The organism is Rufibacter immobilis, from assembly GCF_003721565.1.
In the GTDB taxonomy this organism is placed as follows: Bacteria; Bacteroidota; Bacteroidia; order Cytophagales; family Hymenobacteraceae; genus Nibribacter; species Nibribacter immobilis.
In genome coordinates this window covers 289,423-314,296 of sequence record NZ_RJJE01000002.1, presented here as the reverse complement: position 1 = coordinate 314,296, position 24,874 = coordinate 289,423, and the positions used below count along the sequence as shown (strand labels likewise).

The following is a 24,874-nucleotide window of genomic DNA, read 5'->3' as shown; positions in this document are numbered from 1 at the left end:
GTTTGCGTTTAGGGGCTCTTTTTTCAAAAAGAGCCCCTAAACGCAACTGTTTCTTAAAAAGAAAAACGTTAGCCTAACGCTACTGCTAACTATCTTTCACCCAAAGCAGTATTGGCTTCTACTGGCTCATAGCAAATGAAGAAATTCATGTACATATTATTCTCCCTCCTGGGCCTGCTGGCAGTGGGCGGCATCTTGTTTATCTCATTTGCCCCGCAGTTTGGGGCAGCGGCGCAGGGACAGAGCCTGGAGCGCCTGCAAAAGTCACCGCAGTACCGTGACGGGAAGTTTCACAACACCTCACCCACACCCATGATGGACGAGTCTCCACTGCTGGACAAGGTCAAGATCTTCGCTAAGTTTTTGGGTGGCGTGGAAGGCTCCTCGCCCACAGACCCGCTGCCCATGGCTACTCTTACAAAAGAAGATTTCCTGTCAGACACCAGCACTACTCCTAAAATCACGTGGTTTGGGCACTCAGCGGTACTCCTGGAACTGGACGGGAAACGCATCTTCGCAGATCCTATGCTGGGGCAGCGGGCCTCGCCGGTGTCATTTATCGGCTCCAAGCGGTTCAGTGACCAACTACCCATCAAGATAGAAGACCTGCCGCCTCTGGATGTGGTGTTGCTTTCGCATGACCATTATGACCACTTAGACCACGGCACCATCAAGAAACTCAAGGAGAAGACAAAGCATTTCTTCGTGCCGCTGGGCGTGGCCGCTCACCTGGTGAAATGGGGCGTGGCTCCGGAGAAAATCACCGAACTGGATTGGTGGGAGACAGCTTCCTATGAAGGAATTTTTCTGGCGGCGGCCCCGGCACGCCACTTCTCGGGCCGGAGCCTCACCGACCGCGACCGCACACTCTGGTGTTCCTGGGTGCTCAAAGGCGCGCAACACTCCATCTACTTTGGCGGAGACTCGGGCTATGATACGCACTTTAAGCAGATAGGCGAGAAGTACGGCCCCTTTGACCTCACGCTGCTGGAGTGCGGCCAGTACAACGAAGCCTGGAAATACATTCACATGATGCCTGAGCAAACTGCGCAAGCGTTTCTGGACCTTAAGGGCAAGGTACTCATGCCTACGCACTGGGGCGCCTTCTCTCTGGCGCTGCACCACTGGAAAGAACCCATTGAGCGCCTCACCAAAGCCGCCGCCCGGCAGAACATCCCGGTAGCTACACCCATCATTGGGCAGCGGTGGCAGGTAGGCCGAGAACTCCCGGCACGGCCATGGTGGCAACCACTTAATTAAATTTTCTGTTTAGGGGCTCTTTTTCCAAAAACGGGCGCTAAACGCAAAGGCATATCCTGCGGCGAAGGAGCCCGTAAAAGACAAGGGCGGTGTAGCATCTGGCACACCGCCCTTGTTTTGTGAACTTCTTCTACTAGAGCGTATATGTTATTATCTGAGGGTATTCCATTTAGGTACATCTTTAACAAAGTGAAAGTAGATGTGCTGCGGGTATTTCTTTTCTCGCTCACGTTCCATATCATCAAACTGATCTGGATTGAGGAATGGCCACCCATTCCGGCGGCCCTGCCCTCGGTGCTGGGTACAGGCATTTCGCTGTTGCTGGCTTTCAACCTGAACCAATCCTATGACCGCTGGTGGGAAGCCCGCATGGTGTGGGGCGCCATTGTGAATGATTCGCGCTCTCTGGTCCTGGAACTGAAGGCCTTCATCGCTGCTGATGATTTCCAGAAAGCCCCCGTGCAAAGCATTTTCAGGAAGATTGCCTTTAGGCAGATAGCCTGGTGCTACTGCCTGGGCCAGAGCCTGAGAAAAGAAGACCCCATGGAGAACATGCACCAGTTTCTGCCGCCGCAGGAGCTGGCCTACATCCAGGACAAGATGAACAAGCCGCTTTCTTTGCAGGTGCTGCACATGCAGGACTTAAACGAACTGCACCAACAGCAGGTGCTCAACCACATGCAACAGACCCAGGTATCGGCTACGGTGGTGCGCCTGGTAGATTCTATGGGCAAGGCCGAACGCATCAACACCACCGTGTTCCCGGCCACCTACAGAATGTTCATCCACTTCTTCATTTACCTGTTCCTGATCATCCTCTCCATTACGCTGGTAGAGACCATTGGCATCTGGGAGATTCCGGTGCTCACCGCCGTGGCCTCCACGTTTTTCCTGGTGGAGAAAACCGCCCGGCACATGCAAGACCCCTTCCGGAACAAACCCACCGACACGCCCGTGACGGCCATTGCCCGCACCATTGAGATTAACCTGAAGCAGATTCTGGAAGAGAAAGACGTGCCCCAGCCCCAGCAGCCCGACGGGTATTTCCTCATGTAAAGCAATTTTGCCAGCCACGGCTTACGCCGAAGGAGAAGATGCGTTTAGGGGCTGTTTTATGGAAAACAGCCCCTAAACGCATCTTCTCTATAGAACTAAACTTCTACGGCTATGGCAAAATCAATGCATTATCCCGCTTCCTTTTCCGCTCCCGTGGCACGGCCCCGCAGATGCCTTTCGCTGGTGGGGGTTGGCGTTGCCACCTTGTGCGCGTTGCTCCTGAGCCTTGCCTTCTACCTGCTTCAGGTGCCCCGGTTAGCCGTTGAATTCCCTCCGGCAGTACCGCCAGGAAGTGTTCCCCAGCAAGTGGCGCATCCGGGCTTCGGCAGTGCGGCAAATATGGCTGAACATCCTATGTTTGCGCCGCTCACAGCCGCACCGGCAGATGCAACGCCTAAAATCTTCAGACCCGGCTTTGGAGAATAAGTGCAGACAAACCCAGGCTCCCATCTGAAAGCGGCAGACAGGCGCAACGGCTTTCAGGTGGGATTTCATTTACGAGGAGAGATTTTACAGAGACTCCCTTGCCACCCCTTTGGAAAGTAAAGCCGTTCTCAGCATCTTTACCTGTCTCTAGCAACACCCTCTACCCCTATGCGCCAACGTCTTTTCTTCTCGGTTTTCGCCTTCCTGTTTGTTTTTTCGGCCAGCCGATGCACTTCGCCCAAGCAGCTTCTGGTACAGCCGCAGCACGATCAGGTGATGTACATGGGCCGGGTGGGCAAGCCTTCTGCCCAAACCGCTGAACTCTATTGGTCTGGCACTTCCGTGAAGCTGAACTTTGAAGGAACCGGCGTACAGGCCCGGCTCAAAGACGATACCGGCAACAGCTATTATAACGTAATCCTGGACGGCGACACCGTTTCGGTAATCAGGCCAGACACGGCGGCGAAGCTCTTCACGCTGGGCTCCCAGCTTAAACCGGGCAAACACACGGTGGAACTGTTCAAACGCACTGAGTGGGACAAAGGCACCACCACCTTCTATGGCTTTGAATTGCCCCAGGGCGCAAAAGTATTACCGGCATCGGCGAAGCCGAAGAGAAGCATTGAGTTCTACGGCAACTCCATCACCGCCGGGTACGCCGTTCATGACTACTCCGGGAAAGACTCCTGGGAAGGCCTGAACACCGACAATTACGTGAGCTACGCCGCCCTCACCGCCCGCTACTTCAACGCCGACTACACCTGCGTCTGCAAAAGCGGCATTGGCATTACGGTGAGCTGGGGCCCCATCATCATGCCGGAGATCTACGACCGCCTGAACCCCTCAGATGCCTCCAGCCGCTGGGATTTCACCCAGAAGCAGCCCGACGTGGTGGTGATCAACCTCTTCCAGAACGATTCCTGGCTCGTGAACCGCCCGGAGCATGAGCAGTTCAAACGCCGGTTCGGGACTGAAAAGCCCACGGAGCAGGACCTGGTGACGGCTTACCAGAACTTTGTAAAGGGCATTAGAGCCAAATACCCCCAGGCCCACATTATTGCCGCCCTAGGCAACATGGACATTACCCGCGCCGGCTCGCCGTGGCCCGGCTACGTGGAGAAAGCCGTGGCAGGCCTGCAAGACAAGAAAATCCACACCCTCTTCGCGCCTTACAAGAACACCCCCGGCCACCCGCGCCGCGAAGAACAGCAGGCCATGGCTCAGTTGCTGATTGGGTTTATTGAGAAAAACATTGAGTGGTAAGGCTAAGCGCATTGGTGTATGCAAGAACTCCTGCACGAGAACAAAGTCTTTGAGGGAATCACCTACGCCGGCAAGGGCATCAGCGGCCGGGAGTTTGACGGTTGCACGTTTAAGCACTGTGATTTCGCCAACAGTGACCTTTCCGGCAACAGCTTTTCTGAGTGCGTGTTTGACAACTGCAACCTGAGCATGGCCAAGCTGAACGGCTCCAAGCTACAGGACGTAACCTTCACCAACTGCAAACTCATGGGCGTGGACTTCAGCGGTTGCCATGATTTCCTCTTTTCGGTCGCGTTCAAGGGCTGCACCCTGGACTACACTTTCTTCGGGAAAAAGAACCTGAAGAAGACCCTTTTTCACTCCTGTAGCATCAAAGAAGCCAACTTCACAGACACTGACCTGACGCAGGCCACCTTTGCGCAGTGCGACTTGCTCAGAACCGTTTTTGAGCGCACCAATCTGGAGAAGGCAGACTTGCTCACGGCCTACAATTACGCGTTTGACCCAGAGAAGAACCGGGTCAAGAAGCTGAAGATCTCCGCCCAGGGTGCCCTGGGCCTTCTGGCCAAATATGATCTGGTCGTAAAATAGTTTTTCGTTTAGGGGCCGTTTTTGGAAAAAGAGCCCCTAAACGCCTTCGTGCCCATATTTGTACTCTGCGCCAAAGAAAGCACCCTGGTTTGCTTTGAAACGCTTTTATGGCAGCCTTAACAGCCTCCAGAATTTAAACTGCCGCTTTCGCTACCTTGCCACAACCTTTTGCTGGTTTTCGCTTATTTCCATAAAAACAGCCCCTAAACGCCCACTATGCTTTCTACTACCGCCACCATCACCTTCGGGAACCGAGCCTACCAGTTCAATCCCTTGCAGCCGCTGGACCTTTCCCTGCCTTTAGCAGCAGGGCCAGATCAAGTAAACTGCTTTTGGGCTGAGCCGGTACAGGTAGACACCATTACCGTAGGCAACTTTGTGGGCAGCGTGGCCCAGGGCGGTTCTACCAATTACCAGCGCGTGCACCTCACGCCCCACGGCAACGGCACCCACACAGAGTGCTACGGCCACATCTCGCCAGACCCGGCGGCCACGCTAAACAACTGCCTGCAACGGTTCCTGTTTGTGGCCCAGTTGGTATCGGTGAAGCCCCGGCAACAGGAGAACGGCGATCTGGTAGTGATGGCCGAAGATGTGTTGGCGCAGCTGGATCAGGAGAATTTGCCAGAGGCTTTGGTTCTGCGCACGCTCCCAAATTCAGAGACGAAGCGCACCGCTCAATACTCAGGCACTAACCCTCCCTATATAGAGCCTGCCTTGGCTGAATATCTGGCTCTGCATGGAGTGGAGCATCTGCTGCTGGATTTACCGTCGGTGGACCGGGAGGAAGACGACGGAGCTTTGCGGGCGCACCGTGCATTCTGGCAGTATCCTGCGGCTATTCGCACCAATGCTACTATTACGGAGTTGATATTTGTGCCAGATGCGGTGGAGGATGGATGGTATCTGTTGAATTTGCAGGTGACCAGTTTGGTGCTGGACGCCAGCCCCAGCAAGCCGGTGCTGTATGCGCTGAGCCCTATGGCGGCAGCTACGGTTTCTTTTGCGGAAGCCCCGCATTGAGGAGGATTCTTTGGCTTGCCGCCTGCTGCTCCCTCGGGAATGGCGGTTTGCCTCAAGGCTTTACTTCCTTATTGTTTCATAGCTTCCGGTAAGCGCTCGTGGCCGCGAGGCCTCGTCTTCCCGATTCGCACTGCTGCTTTTCCTAAGCCTCCGGCTTTGCTGCTGACGCAGCACCGTCAAATCAGAGGCGCTCATCGGAAAGACTGGTTTTGGTTCCAGCTCTGTCAAAGCCATCTATAGAGATCCGCATTGTAGACAATTAGCGTAGACCAGGGGCTAGAGACACTCGTGCTGCGCACATCAGGAGAATTGTCTACAGATCTCATATACTCCTGTTAAAGCTTAACCGTGAAATTCAAAAACCATTTAGCGGCCGTTTTTCTGAAAACAGGCGCTAAACGCGCATAAAAAAAGGGCTGCCCTTATGGAGCAGCCCTTTTCTGATTCTTGATCGGCCGGGGCCGAGGGAGAACTTATGCTTGTGCTTCAGCAGTTTCAGCTACTGGAAGAACTGAAACGTAAGAGCGGTTTTTAGCACCTTTTTTGAAAGATACAACACCGTCTGTCAAAGCGAACAGCGTGTGGTCTTTCCCGATACCTACGTTCGCACCTGGGTGGTGCGCAGTACCGCGCTGACGCACGATGATGTTACCAGCAGCGATGGCTTGGCCACCGAAGATTTTCACGCCTAAGCGCTTGGAATGTGATTCACGGCCGTTGTTAGAACTACCTACACCTTTTTTGTGAGCCATTTCTAGTTATGTTAATCCCGGAGAGAAACCCCGAAAATATGTTCAACAATAATTTACGTATTCTTATCTCTGCTTAGCCAATGGTGTTGATCAACACTTTGGTGTATTGCTGGCGGTGACCATTTTTCTTTTTGTAGCCTTTTCTTCTCTTTTTCTTGAAAACGATCACTTTGTCACCTTTGGCGTGGCCCTGGATGGTACCAGTTACCTTCACTCCGTCTACAAAAGGAGCACCAACGGTTAAAGATCCGTTATCATCAACAAGAAGAACATTGGCGAACTCTACGGCGTCACCCTCATTGCCGGAAAGCTTGTTAGTGTAGAAGAACTTACCGCTCTCTACTTTCGTCTGGATACCAGCGATTTCTACAATTGCGTACATCAGCTTACGATAGTTTTTAAAAATGAACCGCAAAGGTAGGCGTAGTGGCGCTAAAATACAAGTGGCCCGGGGTTATTTTTCTCCTAGCCGAGTTTGGCAGATTCCTGTAACTGAGCCACTTGCAAGTTATCCCCCATATTGTGGATAACTCAGGTGGATAAACCAAATCAGTTATGACTATCAATGAGTTACGCGTGGATAAAGACAAAGGAAAACAACACCACCCCTGGAAAGAGGTGGAAAAGGCAGCTTTTAAGCCCGCAAAATCAAGGCAGCCCCGCATATCTAACACAGATTGAAAATGGCTTATTCTAAAGATAAAACCAAGAGAAACAGCGGCTTTATTTCAAGAGAGACTTAAATCGCACCGTCCCTTAGTTTACCTTTGCCCCATCACTCCCGCTGTGGATAGCTGTGGATAATTTACCTGGATAATTCTCCCAGCCGTTCCCTTTCAACCGCCTCTGCATGGGTGCCCCTTCCGCCCCCGCCCCAACTCTCCTATGTATTTTGTAGCGCAGCTGCACCGGAGGCCACACCGCTTCCTCGTAGCCGCGTTTGAGTCTGTCTCTGCTAGCCAAAAGCGCTTCCCAAACGCCTTGCTACCTCTATGAGTCCTCTGCCTTTCCGGTCTCTTTTACAAATTTTTTGAACAGCATCGATGCCCTGGCTCACATCCGTTTGCTATCCTCTGAGTAACCGCCTTTGGCTCATAGCATTTAAGCTATATTTAAAGTTTCTAATTTTGATAAAAATTTAAATAACTGATAATCAATAATTTAAAATGTTGATAACCGCTGTATAAGAAATGGATAAATTAGACCGTTTCAATCGGGCTGTCAACGTATTTGTCCCTATATTTGAATTCTCAAGCCGGAGGCACCTGCTTCAGATCATGGAGTTGAGGGGCTGCCGCAGAGAGGAGAAACGGCTGCTTAACGTTCTCCGCCTTATTTATTTATAGAGCACTAACCGTAAAGTCTATGGAGCCCATTTTACAGGAAAACCCGAACCGCTTTGTTCTGTTCCCCATCCAAAACGATGCCGTGTGGCAGATGTATAAGAAAGCAGAAGCTAGCTTCTGGACGGCCGAGGAGATTGACTTGTCGCCGGACTTGAAAGACTGGGAAAAGCTGAACGACGGCGAGCGCCACTTCATTTCCCACGTGTTGGCTTTCTTCGCCGCCTCAGACGGCATTGTGAACGAAAACCTGGCCATCAACTTCATGCAGGAAGTGCAGATGCCCGAAGCCCGCTGCTTCTATGGGTTCCAGATCATGATGGAGAACATCCACTCAGAAACCTACTCGCTGCTGATTGACACTTATATTAAAGACAGCGTAGAAAAAGACCGCCTGTTCAACGCGCTGGAGACTATTGACTGCGTGAAGAAAAAAGGCGAGTGGGCCCTTAAGTGGATCAACTCTGAGAACTTCACCGAGCGTCTGATCGCGTTTGCCGCCGTAGAGGGCATTTTCTTCTCTGGCTCGTTCTGCTCCCTATTCTGGCTCAAAAAGCGTGGTTTGATGCCGGGCTTAACTTTCTCCAATGAGTTGATCTCCCGCGACGAAGGACTGCATACAGACTTTGCATGCCTGCTATACTCTATGTTAGTGAACAAGTTACCGGAGGAGCGCGTACACACCATCATCCGCGACGCGGTGAGCATTGAGCAGGAATTTGTGACCGATGCGCTGCCTGTGGACCTCATAGGGATGAACGCCAAACTCATGACACAATACATTGAGTTTGTGGCCGACCGCCTGTTAGTGGCGCTGGGCTACAGCAAAATCTACAACGCTACCAATCCATTTGACTTCATGGAGATGATCTCCCTGCAAGGCAAAACCAACTTCTTTGAGAAACGCGTGGGTGAGTACCAGAAATCGGGCGTGATGAGCGACCGTGACTCCAACGTGTTCTCTCTTGACGAAGACTTTTAACCAATCACAGAGAAAGCAGTTTCCGTTTAGGGGCTGTTTTTCAGAAAACGGGGCCAAAACGCCTAACAGCCGGTTGGGCAAGCCTTCTTCCATTTTTAGAACCAATGCCCGTTCCTCACCTCTGTTTCAGGGGCGAACAGGTAACGTACGGCCTTCTGCTACGCAAACAAGGCAGGAGCCTTACGCTATATAGTATCTGCTTGCCAAGAGCAGACACAGGAAATAAGTAGTTAAAACAGGCCTTTCCAGCCTGCGAGTACCTTATAAAAAACAGGAAAGATATGTTAGTTGTAAAGAGAGATGGCCGCCGGGAGTCGGTCAAGTTTGATAAGATCACGGCCCGCATAGAGAAACTGTGCTATGGCCTGAACATGACGTTTGTGAGCCCCATTGAGGTGGCCAAGAAGGTAATTGACGGTATCTATGATGGCGTGACCACCGTGGAGTTGGACAACCTGGCGGCAGAAACCGCGGCGTCTTTGACCACCAAACACCCAGACTACGCTATTCTGGCGGCGCGCATTGCTATCTCCAGCCTGCACAAGGTGACCCAGAAGTCGTTCTTCAACACCATGAAGCAGCTCTACACCTATGTAGACCCCAAAACCGGCGAGAACGCGTCTCTGATAGCCAAAGACATCTTTGACATCATCAAGAAACACGCGGCCGTGCTGGACTCCAGCATCATCTATGACCGTGACTACAACTATGACTACTTCGGGTACAAGACCCTGGAGCGCTCCTACCTGCTGCGCCTACACGGCAAAGTAGTGGAGCGTCCGCAGCACATGCTCATGCGGGTAGCGGTAGGCATCCATAAAAACGACATTGACGCGGCCATTGAGACCTACAATCTCATGTCTGAGAAGTGGTTCACACACGCCACGCCTACTCTGTTCAACGCGGGCACGCCGAAGCCGCAGTTGTCTAGCTGCTTCCTGCTCACCATGAAAGAGGACAGCATCCCGGGCATCTATGACACGCTCAAGAACTGCGCCTTGATCTCGCAAAGCGCGGGCGGTATCGGGTTGGCGGCCCACAACATCCGGGCCACCGGTTCTTACATCAAAGGCACCAACGGTACATCTAACGGACTAGTGCCGATGCTCAAAGTGTTCAATGATACGGCCCGTTACGTAGACCAGGGCGGCGGAAAACGCAAAGGTGCGTTCGCCATCTATCTGGAGCCGTGGCACGCCGATATCTTTGAGTTCCTGGATCTGCGCAAGAACCACGGGAAAGAGGAAATGCGGACCCGTGACCTGTTCCTGGCTCTCTGGACCCCAGACTTGTTCATGAAGCGCGTGGAAGCCAACGGCGACTGGAGCCTGATGTGCCCCAATGAGTGCCCAGGCCTTTCTGAGACCTGGGGCAAGGACTTTGAGCGCCTGTATGAGAAATACGAGAAAGAAGGCAAGGCTCGCAAGACCATCAAAGCACAGGAACTGTGGTTTGCCATCTTAGAAGCGCAGACTGAGACTGGTACGCCGTACATGCTGTTCAAGGACCACGCCAACGGCAAGTCTAACCAGCAGAACCTGGGTACCATCAAGAGCTCCAACCTCTGCACCGAGATTATTGAGTACACCGATGCCGATGAGATTGCCGTGTGTAACCTGGCTTCACTGGCCCTGCCGCGCTTCATCAAAGAAGAAGGCAACCATAAGTCTTTTGACCACGAGAAGCTGTATGAGGTAACCTATACCGTGACCAAGAACCTGAACAAGGTCATTGACATCAACTATTACCCGGTACCTGAAGCCAAGAAATCAAACCTGCGTCACCGCCCTATCGGGTTGGGGGTACAGGGTCTGGCTGATGCCTTCCTGAAACTGCGCATGCCGTTTGACAGCGAAGAAGCTGCCCGCCTGAACAAAGACATCTTTGAGACCATTTACTTCGCGGCCATGACGGCTTCTAAGGACCTGGCCAAACGTGACGGCGCGTATGAGACGTTTGAAGGTTCGCCTATCAGCCGCGGTATCTTCCAGTTTGACATGTGGGGCGTGAAGCCCGAAAGCGGCCGTTGGGACTGGGAAGCCCTGCGCCAGGAAGTAGTAGAGCACGGCGTGCGCAACTCTTTGTTGGTAGCACCTATGCCTACCGCCTCTACCTCGCAGATCTTGGGCAACAACGAAGGCTTTGAGCCTTACACCTCCAACATCTATGTGCGCCGCGTACTGAGCGGGGAGTTCATGGTGGTGAACAAGCACCTCCTGAAAGACCTGGTGGACCTGGGCCTCTGGAACGACCAGATGAAGAACGCCATCATTGCCGCCAACGGCTCTGTGCAGGGCATTCCTAACATTCCGCAGCACATCAAAGACCTGTACAAAACGGTGTGGGAGATCAGCCAGCGGACCATCATTGACATGTCTGCCGACCGCGGCGCGTTCATCTGCCAAAGCCAAAGCCTGAACCTGCACGTGTCTAACGTGAACTTCGGGAAGCTGACGTCTATGCACTTCCACAGCTGGAAGCGCGGCCTCAAAACCGGCATGTACTACCTGCGCACCAAAGCCGCCGCAGACGCCATCAAATTCACCGTGGAGAAACAAGCCGCCGAAACCCTGGCGCCTATGTACAGCAGCGTAGAGCAAAACCAAAGCGACATGGCGTGTAGCCTGGATAACCCAGATGCATGCGAGGCATGTGGTAGCTAAAATCAATAGGCACTAAAAAAAGGAGAAGTTACTTCTCCTTTTTTTAGTGCCTATTGATTTTATATAATTAATTAAATAATAAATATAATAACGTGAAAATTACTAGAATAAGAATCAAGAACTACAAAAGCATATCATCACTTGATATACAAACTAATGGAAGACTAAATGTTTTCATTGGCGAAAATAGTGTAGGCAAAAGCAATATATTCGATGCTATAAATTGGCTTCTCGGCCCTGTTTATCCATCATTTAATTCTACCTTGCCAAATGACCATTATCAAGGTGACTTAGAAAATAAAATTCGAATCCGCTTGTATTTTGATGATGGTAATTTTCTAGAGCTTGCTGAAGAGTGGATAGATAAATATGACAACCCGAAGTCTGGTCTAAATTTAACAGGTGAATATGTAACTGATATAACTAGGCAAAAGTATTGTTCCGCTTATTTGGGAATAGATAGACAGATTTTAGATTATCTACCATCTAACAGATGGTCTTTGATGGGAAGAATTTTACAAGAAATTAATGCAGCATTTTGCAAGGAAAAGGTAGTAGACGAGGAAACAGGCGAGGAGATTTATAAATCTGACTTATTAAAGTCTCAACTTAGAGACATTCGCGACAATACTCTTTTTTCAGTAAGAGATGATGAAGGCAATGAAGTTATGAAAAACTTCATTGAACTTCTCCAAAAAGAAAGTGCTAAACAACTTAATAAGCCTGAACAAGAATTTTCTGTGGATTTCAACTTATATGACCCTTGGAACTTCTACAGAACTCTTCAGTTACTAGTAAAAGACAGTGAATCAACCCTAGAATTTCAAGCCTCAAAACTAGGCATGGGAGTTCAAGCGTCAATCTCTATAGCTGTTCTAAAAGCTTATTCAACATTAAAGTTGAAAAACAATACTCCAATTTTTATAGATGAGCCAGAATTGTTTCTTCATCCTCAAGCTCAAAGAAATTTTCACAAACTACTTAATGAACTTGCAGACAATGGGACCCAAATTTTCCTAACTACACATTCTCCCAACTTCTTAAACCTAGCAAGATTTGAAGAGATATATGTTGTACGGAAAGAGGCAACTACTGGCACATATATAAATTGTGCGGCTTGCTCTGATTTTATAACAGATTTATATCAAAGACATCAGATAGTTTCTGATTATGAAGCAATGATGCTTCAATATATGAATGCCTATGAACATACTGGTGACACTCAGAAAGCGAATGAAGCTTTTTTTGCGAAAGCAATAATTTTAGTAGAAGGTGAATCAGAATCGCTAATTCTGCCACATTTATTTGACATTATGAAGTTTGATTATTTATCGAAGGGCATCACAATTGTTAGATGTGGAGGTAAAAATGAGTTAGATAGGTTCTATAGGCTTTATTCAGAATTTGGAATCCCTTGCTTTTTGATGTTTGATGGAGATGACAATCATATTGGAACGCAAGAGGAAAGACCAACTATCAAAAAGAACAGAGCTCTACTAAAATTATTCGGCATTGAAGCAGATTTTCCAGACGGAAATGTTCATGATAGTCTTCTAGGCTTTAAATCCACATTTGATGTAAGTCTTGGTTTAGGTACTACTTCAAAAGGATTAAAGTTATTTAGATTAGCCAAAGAAAAAATAATAAGTATTGAGCAAATGCCAAGTTGGGCACCAACATTAGCAGGTAAATTAGATGCTCTTACAAAGATTAAAGCCTCGAGTGTTCTGGTTCGTGAGCAGCAAATAGCATAAACAATTAGCATTTGACTGCCGTGCCAATTAAAACTTTCCCAATATCTTTAGAGTGGCAGGGAAATGCGAAAGCAATCTCTACTATCTTGTTGGTGAGAACACCAACAAAGGCAGGGCTACAGGTAGGGGAACAAATACAATCTATTATAAATACTCCCTCAACGGTAGTCACTCAAACAGAGAGCAGAAGGTCCTTGTTTTTTTACCACCGCCCCTATCATCCTGAAAAGAACTTGGTAGCAAGCGGTAGTAGTGTATAAACAAAGTATTTCTAGTTCGCCCACAAGATCCTTTCAGGATGACAAAAATGGGGGTGAACTTCTTATCTACTTTTCAACTACTGCGTCAAGAGACAGAGGCATCACTTCCTGTTTCTGGCCTGATTCTGGAAAAACAGGCTCTAAACAGGAATGGGTTTAAGTCTATTACAAAAGCACCAGAAGAAGGGCGCCAAAGAAAACCAGAAGCCCAATGGAGAATAAGCTAAAGAGCAGACCTGTTTTGGCTCCTTTGGCATTGGCTAGGTTATCTGGGTGTTTCCGGTTCCAGGACAAGGGTTTTCTACTGAACACCACGCCACCTAGCGCAAGAAGCAGAGAAAGAGGTAGCAGAATGGCTCCGTCCCGGGTGAGACTGGAAAGCCCTGCTATGCCTACTACAAAAGACCCCATTCCTAAGAGCAGCCCGGTGCGGGCCATTCCAGCTTTAGGCTTTTCCGGCTCCGCTTTCATCACCCATTGCCGGTTCACTTGCTTCTGCTGTACCCGAGGCACCATGACTGGCACCGGTGTACCGAGGGAAGTACCTGGGGCTTTCCCAAGCAACGCTTCCTCATTAACAGGCGATGAAATTACAGGAACAGGCTCCCCCGCAGACGCAGAGAAAGACGCAGGCGCAGGCTCATCCTGCGCCACAAGATGCCGGGCGGTAATGGAATCAGGAAGGGAGAGAACAGGAGTAGCGGTGGTTCTGACCACTGGTCCTGAAAAGTAGAAGACTTCTTTGCGGGCACAGCTGGCGAGAAACAGCAACCCCACCAACCAAACGATCAGTTTCTTTTGCCCCGGCAGCGAAAGTATTTTTCTGTTCATCTATTTAAGATAACAAGAATATTTTTCTTTCCCTATATCACAAGCAGTGAGATATTTACCTTGCTAAACCCTATGCATTTTCAGCTCTAGCGAAAATAAGAGCCAAGTGGAAGCCCGAATTTCTAATAGGGCTACTGTTCATCTTGCCTTAGAGGTAATACAGCGCGTTTGCGGCAGTCACCGTATAACTACGGCAGTACCAATTTCCTTTTTCATGCACAAGTACACGTTTGCGCTGCTGGCGCTGGTGGGCAGTCTGCTGCTTTCCTGCCAATCCTCTTCAGAAACTTCCACGCCCGCCACGGATGCAGACACCTCCGCAACCCAGACGGGGCAGGAACTGAACCTTCGGACGGAGCGCCTCCAGCGGCAATCTGAGCTTTGCCAGGCAGACACCTGCGCCAAGGTAGAGATCCAGTACCTGATTGCCGAGGGCGGCCCAACAGCCCTCCGCGATTCCCTGAACCAGTACGTACGGCGGTACCTGCTCCGACAGCAGCTCACCAACAACCCAGACGCCCATCTGAACCAACCCGGTAACCCCGCGGAGGCCACCGCGAAGGTATTCCTGCAACAGTATGCCCAGGCCAGGAAAGAGTTTCCGGAGGCGGCTACTAACATGGGCTGGCAACTGACCATTACCTCTGAGGTGCTGTACCAAACGCCCGCGCTGGTCTCGGTGCAAATGAAGGCAGTAGGCTACAGCGGTGGCGCGCACGGGTATGCCATGACCACCATGCAAAGCTTTGACAGCACCGGCCACGCCCTCCGGCTAGCCGACATGGTCACCGACACCGTAGCCCTGCGCCAACTGATGGAGCGGGAGTTCAGGAGAGTGCGGGAGCTGGGTTCCCAATCTTTTGAGGCACAAGGCTTCTACACCCAGGCCGGCAGCCTGCCGTTCCCCCAGAACCTGGCGCTCACCGCCAAGGGGCTGCACCTGTACTACAACGCTTATGAGGTGAACGCCTACGCCTTCGGGCCTACGGAGCTGTTGCTGCCCTATAAACAGATCAAACGCCTGCTCCAACCGGCTTACGTGCCCAAATCATAACTAAAAAGGATACTGCCGCAGCCCAGGCGTTTAGCGCCCGTTTTTCTAAAAACAGCTCTTAACCGCCTGGGCTATGACGCAGCCTGTCCTGTACCCCCTTTTAGCCACCAGATACAGCTCTACCCCACGCAGATTCTGCATCGGCTGTGCCGGGCAAAGAACAGGTTTTCCCGTTCGGGCGAGGCAGTAAAAGAAAAAGCCGTTTAGCGCCTGTTTTTGGAAAAACGGGCGCTAAACGGCTTTTGTGGTGTTGGGTAAAACGCGGTGCGCTTACAGATTATACGTGTACACGGTCTCAAAGGGAGCTCCGGTGTCTGGGGTAGAGGTTCTCTTTACCGGCAGGCCCCGCTCATTGTACTGGTAGGTGTGGGTAGTGACCCGCTGCTCGCCGTTGGCCAGGATGATGGTTACTTTACCGGGGTTGCTCTGGTGCAGCCTGATGCCGGGCGTAAACAGGAAACCTTCCGTGAGGTGCTGCACGGCCACTTTGCCGTCATAGTTCTCATACTTGATGCGCTGCGTTACCTGCCAATCGGCTGTGGCCGATGTTTTCTGGGACTGGGTCACTTCGCTCAGGTTGCCGCTGGCGTCATAGGTGAAGGTGCTTTTGCCCGCTTCACGGGGGGCGGCGTCTGTGGGCGCGTCTTTGTAGAAGCTGGAACGGGTTTTCAGCCTGGCGTTCTCGCCGGTGCCATCATACTCAAAGGTATGGTAGCTTTCCACTTTTTTATTGATCAGTTCTTCCAGCTTGTAGAGCTTGTTGTCTGAGGTGTAGCTATACACATTCTCAATGTCTTCAGTGGGGCCATCAGTGACTACGTAGGAGATGCGGCCCCAGCCGTCATAGATCACTTCGCTCTTAGATTCCTGCTTCTCGTTCAGGGCCAGGGCTCCTTTGCCGTCCAGGCGCACCAGCCAGCCCCGGGAATCATAGCCAAATTCGCGGCTGTCGCCGGTGGTGGTAGATACTTTCAGCAGGAAAGCCGGGGAAGAGGAGGGCATGGGCTCCGGGTCATCCAGCTCACATCCTGCCAGCATAAACGTGGCGGCCACCGCCAGGACAAATCGGTTCAGATAGGTTTTCATGTTAAAAAAATTACGCAAATAAAGCTGTTCTACCCTGTAGAGTCATTCTGTACCCAATTGGTTGCATGCCTTTTGCCCGCCCCGCTGTTTTTGCCCCAAAAATGGAAAAACGGGCGCTAAACGGCACCGTTTAAAACAGGAAAAGGAAGCCGCAGGGCCTCCTTTCTAGTATTTGATTCTGCTATCATGGAAGCTTACTGCGCAATGGGTTGCAGCACCCAGGCCAGGGCTTCGTCTTTGTCATCAAACTCTTTGAGCAGCATCTCCCCAAAATGGTCTACCCGGTTCAGGATCTGCTGGATGGCCATTTTATTGAAAATATCCTCAGACATGACGGTGGCGTTGCGCCTGATGGTACTGTCTCTGAGCACCGGGAAAATAGTTTCCAGGTACCATTCCTGGTCGGCTTGCCGAATGGCTTTCATCTGGCGGTTATCGGCTATCCAGCGCAGGGGCTGGCGTTCTTCTATCAGATGCAGGCAGGCCATCATGGCTTCCCTAAACTCTTCGGAATTGAGGAAACCAGCTGCCTGGGCCACGCCTAATTGGTGTTCGTCGTCGTAAGTGAGGGTGAAAACATGATTCTGGAAGTACGTCATTATCATGGTAAAACAATTGAGCGAACGGCAAAAATAATATTTCTGCCCAAAAAATCTTCCTAAAGTTCCCAATTGTGGCATTATGCCGTTTATCTCAGCCGCTGTTCCAGGCTGGAGATGACGCGGGTTAGCTGCTCAGAGAGCTTTTCTATATCCCGGAGGCCTTCATGCGCCTCTTCTATCTTGTCTGCCTTGTACAAACCTATCAAATGCGTGGCCGCCGTCTGTAGCTCTTTGTACAGGCGTTGCATGGTGCCCAGCTCCGGCATGTTCTGGTACTGGCTGGTGCCAACGGTACGGAACCATTGGCTCACGGGACCGTTGGCCGAGAGAAACTCATGGTCTGGACTGCCGCCGTACACCGCTGAGCGCACCTTTGACTTGAAAAGAATCAGCTTTATCCTGAGTTGCTGAAGATCACTTTGGACAGCGTTCATGGAAAGCTTTTATGAATGTGTGGCCCTATTAGTCCTTTACCCATTGATTTCCTTCTGGAGGCTTTCGCGCAGTTGCACGTGCGCGGTGGTTTCATAGCCAAACACCAGCACCCCAATAATGGAGTTGTTTTCCCCAAAAATAGGCTGGTAATGGAGGGTCATGTACACGTCTTCCACCTGGCCGGTGTCTTGCCGCCTGCGCTGGAAAAGAATCTCGTTCGCGGAGAAAGGCGTGCCGGTTTGGTACACATTGTCCAGCAAGCTGATGAATCCCTGCTCCACCGCCTCCGGCACCGCTTCGGCCACCGTCTTGCCTTCTAGCTCACGGTCAGGGAACAGCGCCTGGTAATACGGGTTAATGAGCTCGAACCTATGCTCAGCGCCTTTGATGGTGCAGAAAATGGCCGGCGCGTTCATGACCATGTTCTCCAGGGTTTTGCGCTCAGACTCAGCTTTCTGGAGGGCGGTATGCACCTGGTCAGACAGCAGGGCCATCTGCTCATTGCTCTCCAGCAGTTCCTGCACCAACTGTTTGGTGCTGTGGATGTCTGTGGCGCTGCCTACCCACAAAGACACTTTCTCTTCTCCGGCCAGCACCACCGGAGAGCTTTTGATCACAAACCACCGGTAGTCTCCGCCCCGGCCCCGCAGCCTTACCTCAGCCTGGAACTCGGTCTGCTTCCGGAAATTTTCCTCGGCTTTGGCCAGAAAATTGGTTCTATCCTCGGGATGAAGTGCCTGCGCGAACGTCTCCGGCGCGGCCAGCAGCTCCGGCGTAGACAGCCCGGTGTACTTGGCCCATCTTTCGTTCACATAGTTTACCTGCCCGTCTGGACTCACGGTGTAAATGAGCTGGGGCACCGTGTCGGTCATGATCCTGAACTTGTTCTCGCTGAGCAGGTGGGCCTGTTTGGCCAGCTCCCGTTCCGTGACATCAGTGGTCTTCTGAATGATGTATTCAATGTTGCCCTGGGCATCTAGTACCGGTGTGTGCGAGGCCTCCCAGAAGCTGTCATAAAACCCGCCGCCGTCTTCCTCCGGCAAAGCGATGTGGTAGCGCACCAGCTCCATACGGTCTACCTGTTTGGTCTCCAAAACCTTGGCAATGGACTTGCGCACAGGGTTCTCCTCAAAGGAATAGGTTTTGTCTGGGAACGCTTCCAGCAGGAAATGCAGGCCCACAATGTCGTCCAGCTTCCGTTTGGTGATGCGCAGATAAGCGTCTGTGGCGGTGAGCACCGTAAAATCTGGCCCAATGACCACCATATTGTCTGGCGCGAGTTTAAATATTCTGGAAAAATCCATATCAAAGCAATTATCAATGCACAAACAAGACCATAACCAGATTGGCGGCCCAATGTTCTGGCCTACCACCTCTTTGGGCGGCAAAAGGAAGATGGAAGCCTGAAGGTATACAGTTTAGCGCCAGAGGCACCTTTACTGATCGTCCTTTTTGAAGACCACGCTAATGTTGCCGCTGCGCTCCAAGCAGGCTACTTCTACCTGCTTCACATCTACGGGGCCGCCTTTGAGCTGCAGAGCTTCCAGAATGTCATTCTCCGTGACGCTGTGGGCCCGCATGGCATCTTTGAGGAAGTGCCCGTCCTTGACCAGCGTGTCTGGTTTCCCTTTGATGAAGGAGCTCACCGGGCCATTCTTAAACTGGTACGCCAGTGCGGCCAATGCCCGGTGCAGGAGCACCAGCACCAAACCCGCCGCCAGCGTGGGGAAAAAAGGGGAAGTGCCGGTAATGGCGCGGCTCATGATGGAACCGTACATTACCCCCAACACAATGTCAAAGGCGCTGTGCTGCCCAAAGATGCGCTTGTTGGCAATGCGCACGTAGACCAAAGAAATAAGAAAGACCAACACGGCCCTAATAGACATCTGCCACCAGTTAAGGTCTTCCTGCCCAATTCCAAGAATGTGTTCCAATGTTTCCATACAGGTACCCAACGGAGGATCTCAACCAGAGTTTCCGTGTGGTGGCGGCAAAGAAAAGGCAGTGGCGGTTTAGCGCGAAGAGAAACCGCCGTTGGTTTAGGGCTGAAATTGAAAAAAGAGCCGCTAAACGGCTTCGGACGCAGCTGCGCAGTAACTATTACCGATTTAGGAAAGCAATTCCAGAGGTGCCGTTACCCCTCCAGCAGCCACCGGAGGCCTTCTTCCTCAGAAAGGAAGTTCTGCAACCTGAATTCTCCCAGATCTCCCCCGCGCTCTACCAGGTAGCTTACGTTGGCTACTTGCTGTTCATCTTCTGAGGGCAGCACGGCCATACGCCGCAGGGTACTGGCCAAAAAGGCCGGCACCACGTTCTCCGCGAACCACAGCTTGTCTTCCTCTGGGTAGGCTTTGAGTTTGCGGTCATCGGCGAGCCAGCCGGTAATCTGGTACTTGTCTATGACGTGGGTACAGATGAGAAGTGCTTCCTGCAACTCTGCCCCGCTTACCTTACCCTGCCAGATAGCCCAGGCCACCCTCAGTTCCTGGTTGTACTTTACGGTAAACGGATAACTTTCATAATACACCTGAAAGTCGCTCTGAAGAATTTGTGATAAGGAAGCTTGCAAGATAGGTAGGGGATTTATCGGCAGAAATTTCTGCTAAAATACGACAAAACCGTTTCAACCGAAAACAGCGCCGCTAACACCCCTGTACAGCCAGAAGCCTCTACGAGAGAAAGAGCAGTTGAAAGCCCAGCATGACCAAACTATTATGGAGGCTGATTGTGCTTGTGGGTGTTCTCAGAGAGCCTCTGCAATACCTTACAACACGAAGGGGAAACCTATTTACCCGTCAAATTCCATTTGTCATTGCCCCCGCAGATGTATACCTTAGAGATTGCAGACAACGGCAAGGGTTTTGAGCAGACCGCCACCCTAGGCTCTGGCCGCACCAACACCAAAAATGCAGGCAAGAACCCCTCAAGGCGCAACAGCGGTACTTGGGCAGCGCTCCGGTTCCCTTGCCTGCCGCCAGTTCAGGTACCTAATAATCCAGCCCATGATTGACATTGTCATTGCCGATGACCACAAGCTCTTCGCCCAAGGCCTGGCCAACCTCCTCAACACCGACCCCGACTTACAGGTGACGGCGATTTTCAACGACGGACGCTCCCTCCTTGACCACCTGCAGAGCCAGCCCACGCAGGTAGCGCTCATAGACCTGAACATGCCTTTCTTTAACGGCGAGAAAACGCTCCAGCGCATGAAAGAGCAGGGTATCTGCTGCAAGAAAATTGTTATTACCATGTACGCCGATGAGCGCCTGCTCAAGAGCTGCCTGGCTTTAGGCATTGACGCGTACCTCCTCAAAAACACAGAACTGGACGTGGTCATTGACACCATCAAAGCCGTGGTAGCGGGTACTTATGTGCTTGACCAACGCGCCTCTGGCCAGCGCATAGAAGACCCAACGTTCAAGGACGATTTCCTCAATGTGCATAAACTGTCTAAACGGGAGGTAGAAATTGTAAAACTGGTGGCGAAGGGCCTCACCAGCGCAGAAATAGCAGACACGTTGTTTCTTTCCATTCTTACAGTAGATACGCACCGGCGCAACATCCACCAAAAGCTGAAAGTGAAGAACACGGCAGAACTCATTCAACTGGCGCTTAAACAAGACCTTTACCTTCAGTAAATTCTGCCAACCCAGCCAATACCAGCAAACTTCCCACCTAAAACGGCAGCACCTGATCTACCCGTTTAGCGGCTCCTTTTCTGAAATCAGGCCCAAACCAGCGAAAGAGAGGCCGCAACAGGCCATGCGCTTATTCTTCAGTTCTTGATTTTTTTGGAAAAAACGGCCGCTAAACGCACAGCGCCTCACTAATAAGCTAACACACAAAGCGCTATTCAGCCTGACTGGAATTCTGTGTGGAAAAAGGGGACAGGAGCCACACCATGGCCTCGGCCTCACTATCAAAATCGCGGAGGGCTAACTGTACTTCCCCGGTCCGCTGCAGAAGCCGCTCTACGGCCATTTTATTGAAGAGATCTTCAGATACCAGGGTTGCCATGCGCAGCAACGGACTGCGCAGGATACGCGGCAATATGTTGTCTACAAACCACAGTTGGTCTGCCTGCCGGATGGCCTTCATTTTGCGGTTATCGGCGAGCCACCGCAGGATACCTTTTTCCTCCATCAGCTCCACGCACTTGAGGGTGGCTTCTCTAAATTCCTGGCTGTTCAAAAAACCGTTCCATACCGCATAGGCTACCTGCTGCCCCTCGTCATAACTCAACACAAGCCCCTCAGCCTCATAATAAATCTTTCTCATAGAGAATCATTACACCTCAAATTACCTCTATAGAGCACCACCTTTCACGGCAGAAAGCCTCTATCAAATTTTAAGGTTATACGCAATCTCTCCGTAAAAGTACGATGGGAAGCCCCCATTTTCTGGCCCTGAAAGACGCATGCGCACCTAGATCACGGTCTTTGAATAGTGACAGAATTCCAGCGCCCCTAGAACTGCCACATTGCCAGCTACCCACTAGCATCTAATTGTCATTTTGTCTCACAATCCGCTCTAGCAGTACTTCTGGGGCATTGGTACGCGCTTTGCATACCCACCTGTAGAAAGTAAAAGAAAGGAAGAGGAGAAGCCATGAAACTCATTAAAGATAAAAAGTTCTTACAGAACGTTGCGCATTATATAGACTTAACCAACACCGTGGGCGGAGGCGTGGTGCAGCCGCAGGTGCACATGCAGAAGCGCAAGAAAGAAGCGGTGCTGCAGGTACTGCTGCCCGGGGTTGCCCCCGAGCAATGCCAGGTGGTGCTGGACAAAAACCAGCTCACCGTGATGGCTCTGCACCAAAGCGAATCCACACCGGCCATGCAGGTGCCGCTGTTCCACCAGAATTTCCTGCTGCCTCCGCATGTAGACTTCAACGCCCTTAAAGTGGTGCATGAAGGAAGCACACTGCGGGTACACATTCCGTATCTGCCGCAGGGGCCCCGGTTCCTGGAGATTGAGCAACAATAAGACCTGGAGCACCTTACTCGTTCAAGTGGCGTTTAGGGGCTCTTTTTCTGAAAAACGGCCTAAAACGGCCCTCGCGCTTTTGAAAGTAGCTAGTTGTTCTGGCAGACGAGAGTACTGCCCTATGTTTCACCATTAAAAGAAGATAAAGTTATGGCCATCCAACGTTTAGGAAGCGGCTTTGATGACATCATGCCGCAAAGTTTCAGCAGCATGCTGGATCGTTTTTTTAATGACTCTGTGAACAGCCGCGAACGGCTGAATAGGTTTAGTCCGCAGGTAGACACCTGTGAGACAGAGCAGGCGTATGAGATTGAGGTAGCCTTGCCCGGCCTGAAGAAAGAAGACATTCACCTGGATTTTCAGCAGGGGCGTCTTACCATCTCCGGCGAGCGCCATTTCAACCAGGAGCAGAAAGACAAGCGCTACCACCTCATAGAAAGCCAATACGGTGCTTTCAGCCGTTCTTTCCAGTTCCCAGACACCGTGAAGGCCGAGGCCATTGAGGCGGTCTTTGAGAACGGGGTACTGCAGGTACGGGTGCCCAAAGATGAGCAGAAAACCGCTAAGCGGCGCATTGAGGTGCGTGACGGCAGCAGTGCTACTACCGTACATTTAAATGCCGCCAACCACCAGGAGCAGGCCAGCCCGGCCAAACAGAAAGCTTCTGGCTCCAAAGAGAAAGCGGCGGCACAGGCTAACTGAACAGAGAAAGCGAATGCATAACAGATGAAAAAGAAGAGGCGCCTGGTACAGGCGCCTCTTCTTTTTTAGGCTTCTTTACAGCCAACTAGTATTTTTACAAAACAGTGGAAGGTTAGCCTTGCATGCCGCTGCTCATGGCCGCCCCGCCCTGTCCTTTGTCACGCCCGCTGCCATCTGGGATGCTGCCGGGGTTAAAAGAAGACTGGGAAGTTTGGCCGGGTGCCGCTGGTTGGTTGGGTCCGCCGCCTGAGACACGGGTGGCCGCACCACCGGGCGTACTAGCTTTGTTTGCTCTCACATAATACACAGTGATAAACAAAGCAACTATCAATAGGATACAAAGTGCAATAAACATGGCCGAATCTGATTAAGTAAAACATGAAGTCCTTCTTCTTTTACTATCCTTTCTGGCCTGCTGTTGCGCCAAAGGGGAAAAAGAGCCAATAATCTTTGCCTCAACCTTTTTCACTCAACATTATCAATAGAAGTAGCACTTTTTCGTTAGATAAACATGATGATCAAAAAACTGTTTTTACTCCTGATAATAGGCTGGGCAACCATAGGCCTTAGCTGGGCGCAGGGTGTCTCCACGGGCGGTTCCTATTTTGTGGAACTGTACAACGGTGAACGCATCTACGCCCGCAAGCTGCAATTCAAAAGCCCGGTCTTCAAACAAAATTTCTTCCTGCTGGATGACTCCCTGCGGTACGCCCCTGAGACGGTGAAATACTTCCAGAACCAGGAAGGATACTTCGCCCGGGTGAACGCGGGCCGCCGCTTCAGTGATTTCGCGCAGCGGGAACAGGCCGGCCGTATCTCCACCTATTTCGTGTACCGCATGGACTACAACTCCTTCAGCCCCGGTATTGGCATAGGCATGGGCCGCTACGGAATGGGGGGGTACGGGATGGGAGGCTATGGCATGGGCGGGTACGGGTATCCATCCCAGCGCCGGGTGTATTATTTCTCTAAGGAACAGGGACCGCTGGAGCCGCTCACGTACAAAAACCTTCGGGTGGCCTTGTCTGACAACCCCGGCAGCATGGAAAGCCTGCAGGATTACAAGAGAGGGCAGAACATCCAGACCGGGATGTACATTGCCGGGGCCGGATTTATCATAGCCGGTATGCAGCAGCAGTTCCGGGGCACATCGTCTGGGTCCAGTATCTCGCCGCTGCTATTGGTAGGGGCTGGCATTACCTTGCTTCCGCAGATCATTAAGCTGGTGAAGAAAGACAAGCTCTCTGAAGCCATTGACCTGTACAACTATGACCCAAGGTAACAGTTCTTGGCAGCCGCACAAAAGCAGAAGGCCCGTTCCTGTTGGAGCGGGCCTTCTGCTTTTGCGGGAACATGCTTCTTTAGAGTTTGGCGCTTTTCTCTAAAGTAGCGGGGGCTTTGGCAGCCGTGGCTTTTTTGTTCTTTTTGGCTCTTAAGTAAGAAGAGGCCACATAACCGGCTTCACCGTCTATCTGCACCAGGGTCCATTGCTGGTTCTGCTTGCGCATCACAATGATTTCATCGTCGGGGTTTAACAGGCGCATTACTTCACCCGCCGCATTTGGCTGACGGAACATTTTCACTTTCTCGCTGTTCACCCGGCTGGTAGGCTCTTGCGCCAACACGGCTACTGCTTGCATACAAATAAGGGCGGCAATCATTAATAAACGTTTCATAACAAGTAGTTAGTTAAATTAGTAATTAGAGACTTTTCTTTCTAAATAAGACCTTCATAAAAGCACCTTTTATTTACAAAAAGGACGTATAGTTCCAGGAGACATTTTGCATGTCTTTTTCAATGA

Annotated in this window: 27 protein-coding genes; 15 read left to right on the top strand and 12 right to left on the bottom strand. The window is 51.2% G+C overall.

Features of this window, described 5'->3' with window-relative positions:
* Positions 1-147: 147 nt before the first annotated feature.
* The 6 genes from EFA69_RS03835 (at position 148) to EFA69_RS03810 (ending at position 5,619) form a co-directional block, all read left to right on the top strand.
* A complete protein-coding gene (locus EFA69_RS03835; protein ID WP_123131765.1) occupies positions 148-1,260 on the top strand; it encodes an MBL fold metallo-hydrolase in 1,113 nt (370 codons plus the stop codon).
* A 144-nt stretch (positions 1,261-1,404) separates the two neighbouring features.
* Complete coding sequence (locus tag EFA69_RS03830) at positions 1,405-2,316, top strand: bestrophin family protein (RefSeq protein WP_123131764.1); 912 nt, start codon at positions 1,405-1,407, stop codon at positions 2,314-2,316.
* Positions 2,317-2,427: 111 nt separating this feature from the next.
* Positions 2,428-2,742: a hypothetical protein gene (locus EFA69_RS03825; RefSeq protein ID WP_148041250.1), complete on the top strand. Its 315-nt coding sequence runs from the start codon at positions 2,428-2,430 to the stop codon at positions 2,740-2,742.
* Positions 2,743-2,910: 168 nt separating this feature from the next.
* The gene (locus EFA69_RS03820; protein WP_123131762.1) at positions 2,911-4,005 is read left to right on the top strand and encodes an SGNH/GDSL hydrolase family protein; all 1,095 of its coding nucleotides are present in this window, start codon (positions 2,911-2,913) and stop codon (positions 4,003-4,005) included.
* 18 nt (positions 4,006-4,023) lie between these two features.
* Positions 4,024-4,596 (top strand): pentapeptide repeat-containing protein, encoded by a 573-nt coding sequence (locus tag EFA69_RS03815; RefSeq protein WP_123131761.1) that lies wholly within the window; start codon positions 4,024-4,026, stop codon positions 4,594-4,596.
* A gap of 216 nt (positions 4,597-4,812) precedes the next feature.
* Complete coding sequence (locus tag EFA69_RS03810; protein ID WP_123131760.1) at positions 4,813-5,619, top strand: cyclase family protein; 807 nt, start codon at positions 4,813-4,815, stop codon at positions 5,617-5,619.
* A gap of 473 nt (positions 5,620-6,092) precedes the next feature.
* On the opposite strand, the gene rpmA is transcribed toward EFA69_RS03810, so the two are convergent.
* Positions 6,093-6,371: a 50S ribosomal protein L27 gene (gene rpmA / locus EFA69_RS03805; protein WP_123131759.1), complete on the bottom strand. Its 279-nt coding sequence runs from the start codon at positions 6,369-6,371 to the stop codon at positions 6,093-6,095.
* Positions 6,372-6,444: 73 nt separating this feature from the next.
* Positions 6,445-6,753, bottom strand: coding sequence for a 50S ribosomal protein L21 (rplU, locus tag EFA69_RS03800; protein WP_123131758.1), 309 nt, complete (start codon positions 6,751-6,753; stop codon positions 6,445-6,447).
* Between the two features lie 983 nt (positions 6,754-7,736).
* Between rplU and EFA69_RS03790 the strand changes: the two genes are divergently transcribed.
* The 3 genes from EFA69_RS03790 (at position 7,737) to EFA69_RS03780 (ending at position 13,113) form a co-directional block, all read left to right on the top strand.
* Entirely contained in the window at positions 7,737-8,696 is a 960-nt protein-coding gene (locus EFA69_RS03790) for a ribonucleoside-diphosphate reductase small subunit (protein ID WP_123131756.1), read from the top strand.
* A 281-nt stretch (positions 8,697-8,977) separates the two neighbouring features.
* A complete protein-coding gene (locus EFA69_RS03785) occupies positions 8,978-11,359 on the top strand; it encodes a ribonucleoside-diphosphate reductase subunit alpha (protein WP_123131755.1) in 2,382 nt (793 codons plus the stop codon).
* A 92-nt stretch (positions 11,360-11,451) separates the two neighbouring features.
* Positions 11,452-13,113, top strand: coding sequence for an ATP-dependent nuclease (locus EFA69_RS03780; protein WP_123131754.1), 1,662 nt, complete (start codon positions 11,452-11,454; stop codon positions 13,111-13,113).
* A 425-nt stretch (positions 13,114-13,538) separates the two neighbouring features.
* Here the strand turns inward: EFA69_RS03780 and EFA69_RS03775 are convergent, their stop codons facing one another.
* Positions 13,539-14,204, bottom strand: a complete 666-nt coding sequence (locus EFA69_RS03775; RefSeq protein WP_123131753.1) for a hypothetical protein — start codon at positions 14,202-14,204, stop codon at positions 13,539-13,541.
* A 214-nt stretch (positions 14,205-14,418) separates the two neighbouring features.
* On the opposite strand from EFA69_RS03775, the gene EFA69_RS03770 reads away from it, so the two are divergent.
* Positions 14,419-15,258, top strand: coding sequence for a DUF3298 and DUF4163 domain-containing protein (locus EFA69_RS03770; protein WP_123131752.1), 840 nt, complete (start codon positions 14,419-14,421; stop codon positions 15,256-15,258).
* 270 nt (positions 15,259-15,528) lie between these two features.
* On the opposite strand, the gene EFA69_RS03765 is transcribed toward EFA69_RS03770, so the two are convergent.
* The 6 genes from EFA69_RS03765 to EFA69_RS03740 all read right to left on the bottom strand — a co-directional run bounded on the left by EFA69_RS03765 (position 15,529) and on the right by EFA69_RS03740 (position 19,950).
* Positions 15,529-16,344, bottom strand: a complete 816-nt coding sequence (locus EFA69_RS03765; RefSeq protein WP_123131751.1) for a hypothetical protein — start codon at positions 16,342-16,344, stop codon at positions 15,529-15,531.
* Between the two features lie 194 nt (positions 16,345-16,538).
* The gene (locus tag EFA69_RS03760) at positions 16,539-16,949 is read right to left on the bottom strand and encodes a hypothetical protein (RefSeq protein WP_123131750.1); all 411 of its coding nucleotides are present in this window, start codon (positions 16,947-16,949) and stop codon (positions 16,539-16,541) included.
* Positions 16,950-17,032: 83 nt separating this feature from the next.
* Positions 17,033-17,380 (bottom strand): histidine kinase, encoded by a 348-nt coding sequence (locus tag EFA69_RS03755; RefSeq protein WP_123131749.1) that lies wholly within the window; start codon positions 17,378-17,380, stop codon positions 17,033-17,035.
* A 36-nt stretch (positions 17,381-17,416) separates the two neighbouring features.
* Entirely contained in the window at positions 17,417-18,685 is a 1,269-nt protein-coding gene (locus EFA69_RS03750; protein WP_123131748.1) for a PAS domain-containing protein, read from the bottom strand.
* A gap of 132 nt (positions 18,686-18,817) precedes the next feature.
* A complete protein-coding gene (locus EFA69_RS03745; RefSeq protein ID WP_245964486.1) occupies positions 18,818-19,324 on the bottom strand; it encodes a DUF421 domain-containing protein in 507 nt (168 codons plus the stop codon).
* 191 nt (positions 19,325-19,515) lie between these two features.
* Positions 19,516-19,950, bottom strand: a complete 435-nt coding sequence (locus EFA69_RS03740; RefSeq protein WP_123131747.1) for a hypothetical protein — start codon at positions 19,948-19,950, stop codon at positions 19,516-19,518.
* Between the two features lie 255 nt (positions 19,951-20,205).
* Between EFA69_RS03740 and EFA69_RS20215 the strand changes: the two genes are divergently transcribed.
* The gene (locus EFA69_RS20215) at positions 20,206-20,391 is read left to right on the top strand and encodes a hypothetical protein (protein WP_183906685.1); all 186 of its coding nucleotides are present in this window, start codon (positions 20,206-20,208) and stop codon (positions 20,389-20,391) included.
* Positions 20,384-21,019, top strand: coding sequence for a response regulator transcription factor (locus EFA69_RS03735; RefSeq protein ID WP_183906684.1), 636 nt, complete (start codon positions 20,384-20,386; stop codon positions 21,017-21,019). Before EFA69_RS20215 ends, EFA69_RS03735 begins: the two co-directional genes overlap by 8 nt.
* A gap of 211 nt (positions 21,020-21,230) precedes the next feature.
* Here the strand turns inward: EFA69_RS03735 and EFA69_RS03730 are convergent, their stop codons facing one another.
* Positions 21,231-21,659: a hypothetical protein gene (locus EFA69_RS03730; protein ID WP_123131745.1), complete on the bottom strand. Its 429-nt coding sequence runs from the start codon at positions 21,657-21,659 to the stop codon at positions 21,231-21,233.
* Between the two features lie 330 nt (positions 21,660-21,989).
* Here EFA69_RS03730 and EFA69_RS03725 point away from each other — a divergent pair, with 330 nt between their 5' ends.
* A complete protein-coding gene (locus tag EFA69_RS03725; protein WP_123131744.1) occupies positions 21,990-22,370 on the top strand; it encodes an Hsp20/alpha crystallin family protein in 381 nt (126 codons plus the stop codon).
* 150 nt (positions 22,371-22,520) lie between these two features.
* On the top strand, positions 22,521-23,072 hold the full coding sequence (locus tag EFA69_RS03720; protein ID WP_123131743.1) for an Hsp20/alpha crystallin family protein: 552 nt from the start codon (positions 22,521-22,523) through the stop codon (positions 23,070-23,072).
* Between the two features lie 112 nt (positions 23,073-23,184).
* Here EFA69_RS03720 and EFA69_RS03715 read toward each other — a convergent pair whose 3' ends face one another.
* Positions 23,185-23,370, bottom strand: coding sequence for a hypothetical protein (locus tag EFA69_RS03715; protein WP_148041249.1), 186 nt, complete (start codon positions 23,368-23,370; stop codon positions 23,185-23,187).
* Positions 23,371-23,583: 213 nt separating this feature from the next.
* Between EFA69_RS03715 and EFA69_RS03710 the strand changes: the two genes are divergently transcribed.
* Positions 23,584-24,354 carry a hypothetical protein gene (locus tag EFA69_RS03710; RefSeq protein WP_148041248.1) on the top strand — a complete coding sequence of 257 codons (771 nt, stop codon included), beginning with the start codon at positions 23,584-23,586 and terminating at the stop codon, positions 24,352-24,354.
* Positions 24,355-24,433: 79 nt separating this feature from the next.
* Here the strand turns inward: EFA69_RS03710 and EFA69_RS03705 are convergent, their stop codons facing one another.
* Entirely contained in the window at positions 24,434-24,748 is a 315-nt protein-coding gene (locus EFA69_RS03705; protein ID WP_148041247.1) for an SH3 domain-containing protein, read from the bottom strand.
* Positions 24,749-24,874: the final 126 nt, after the last annotated feature.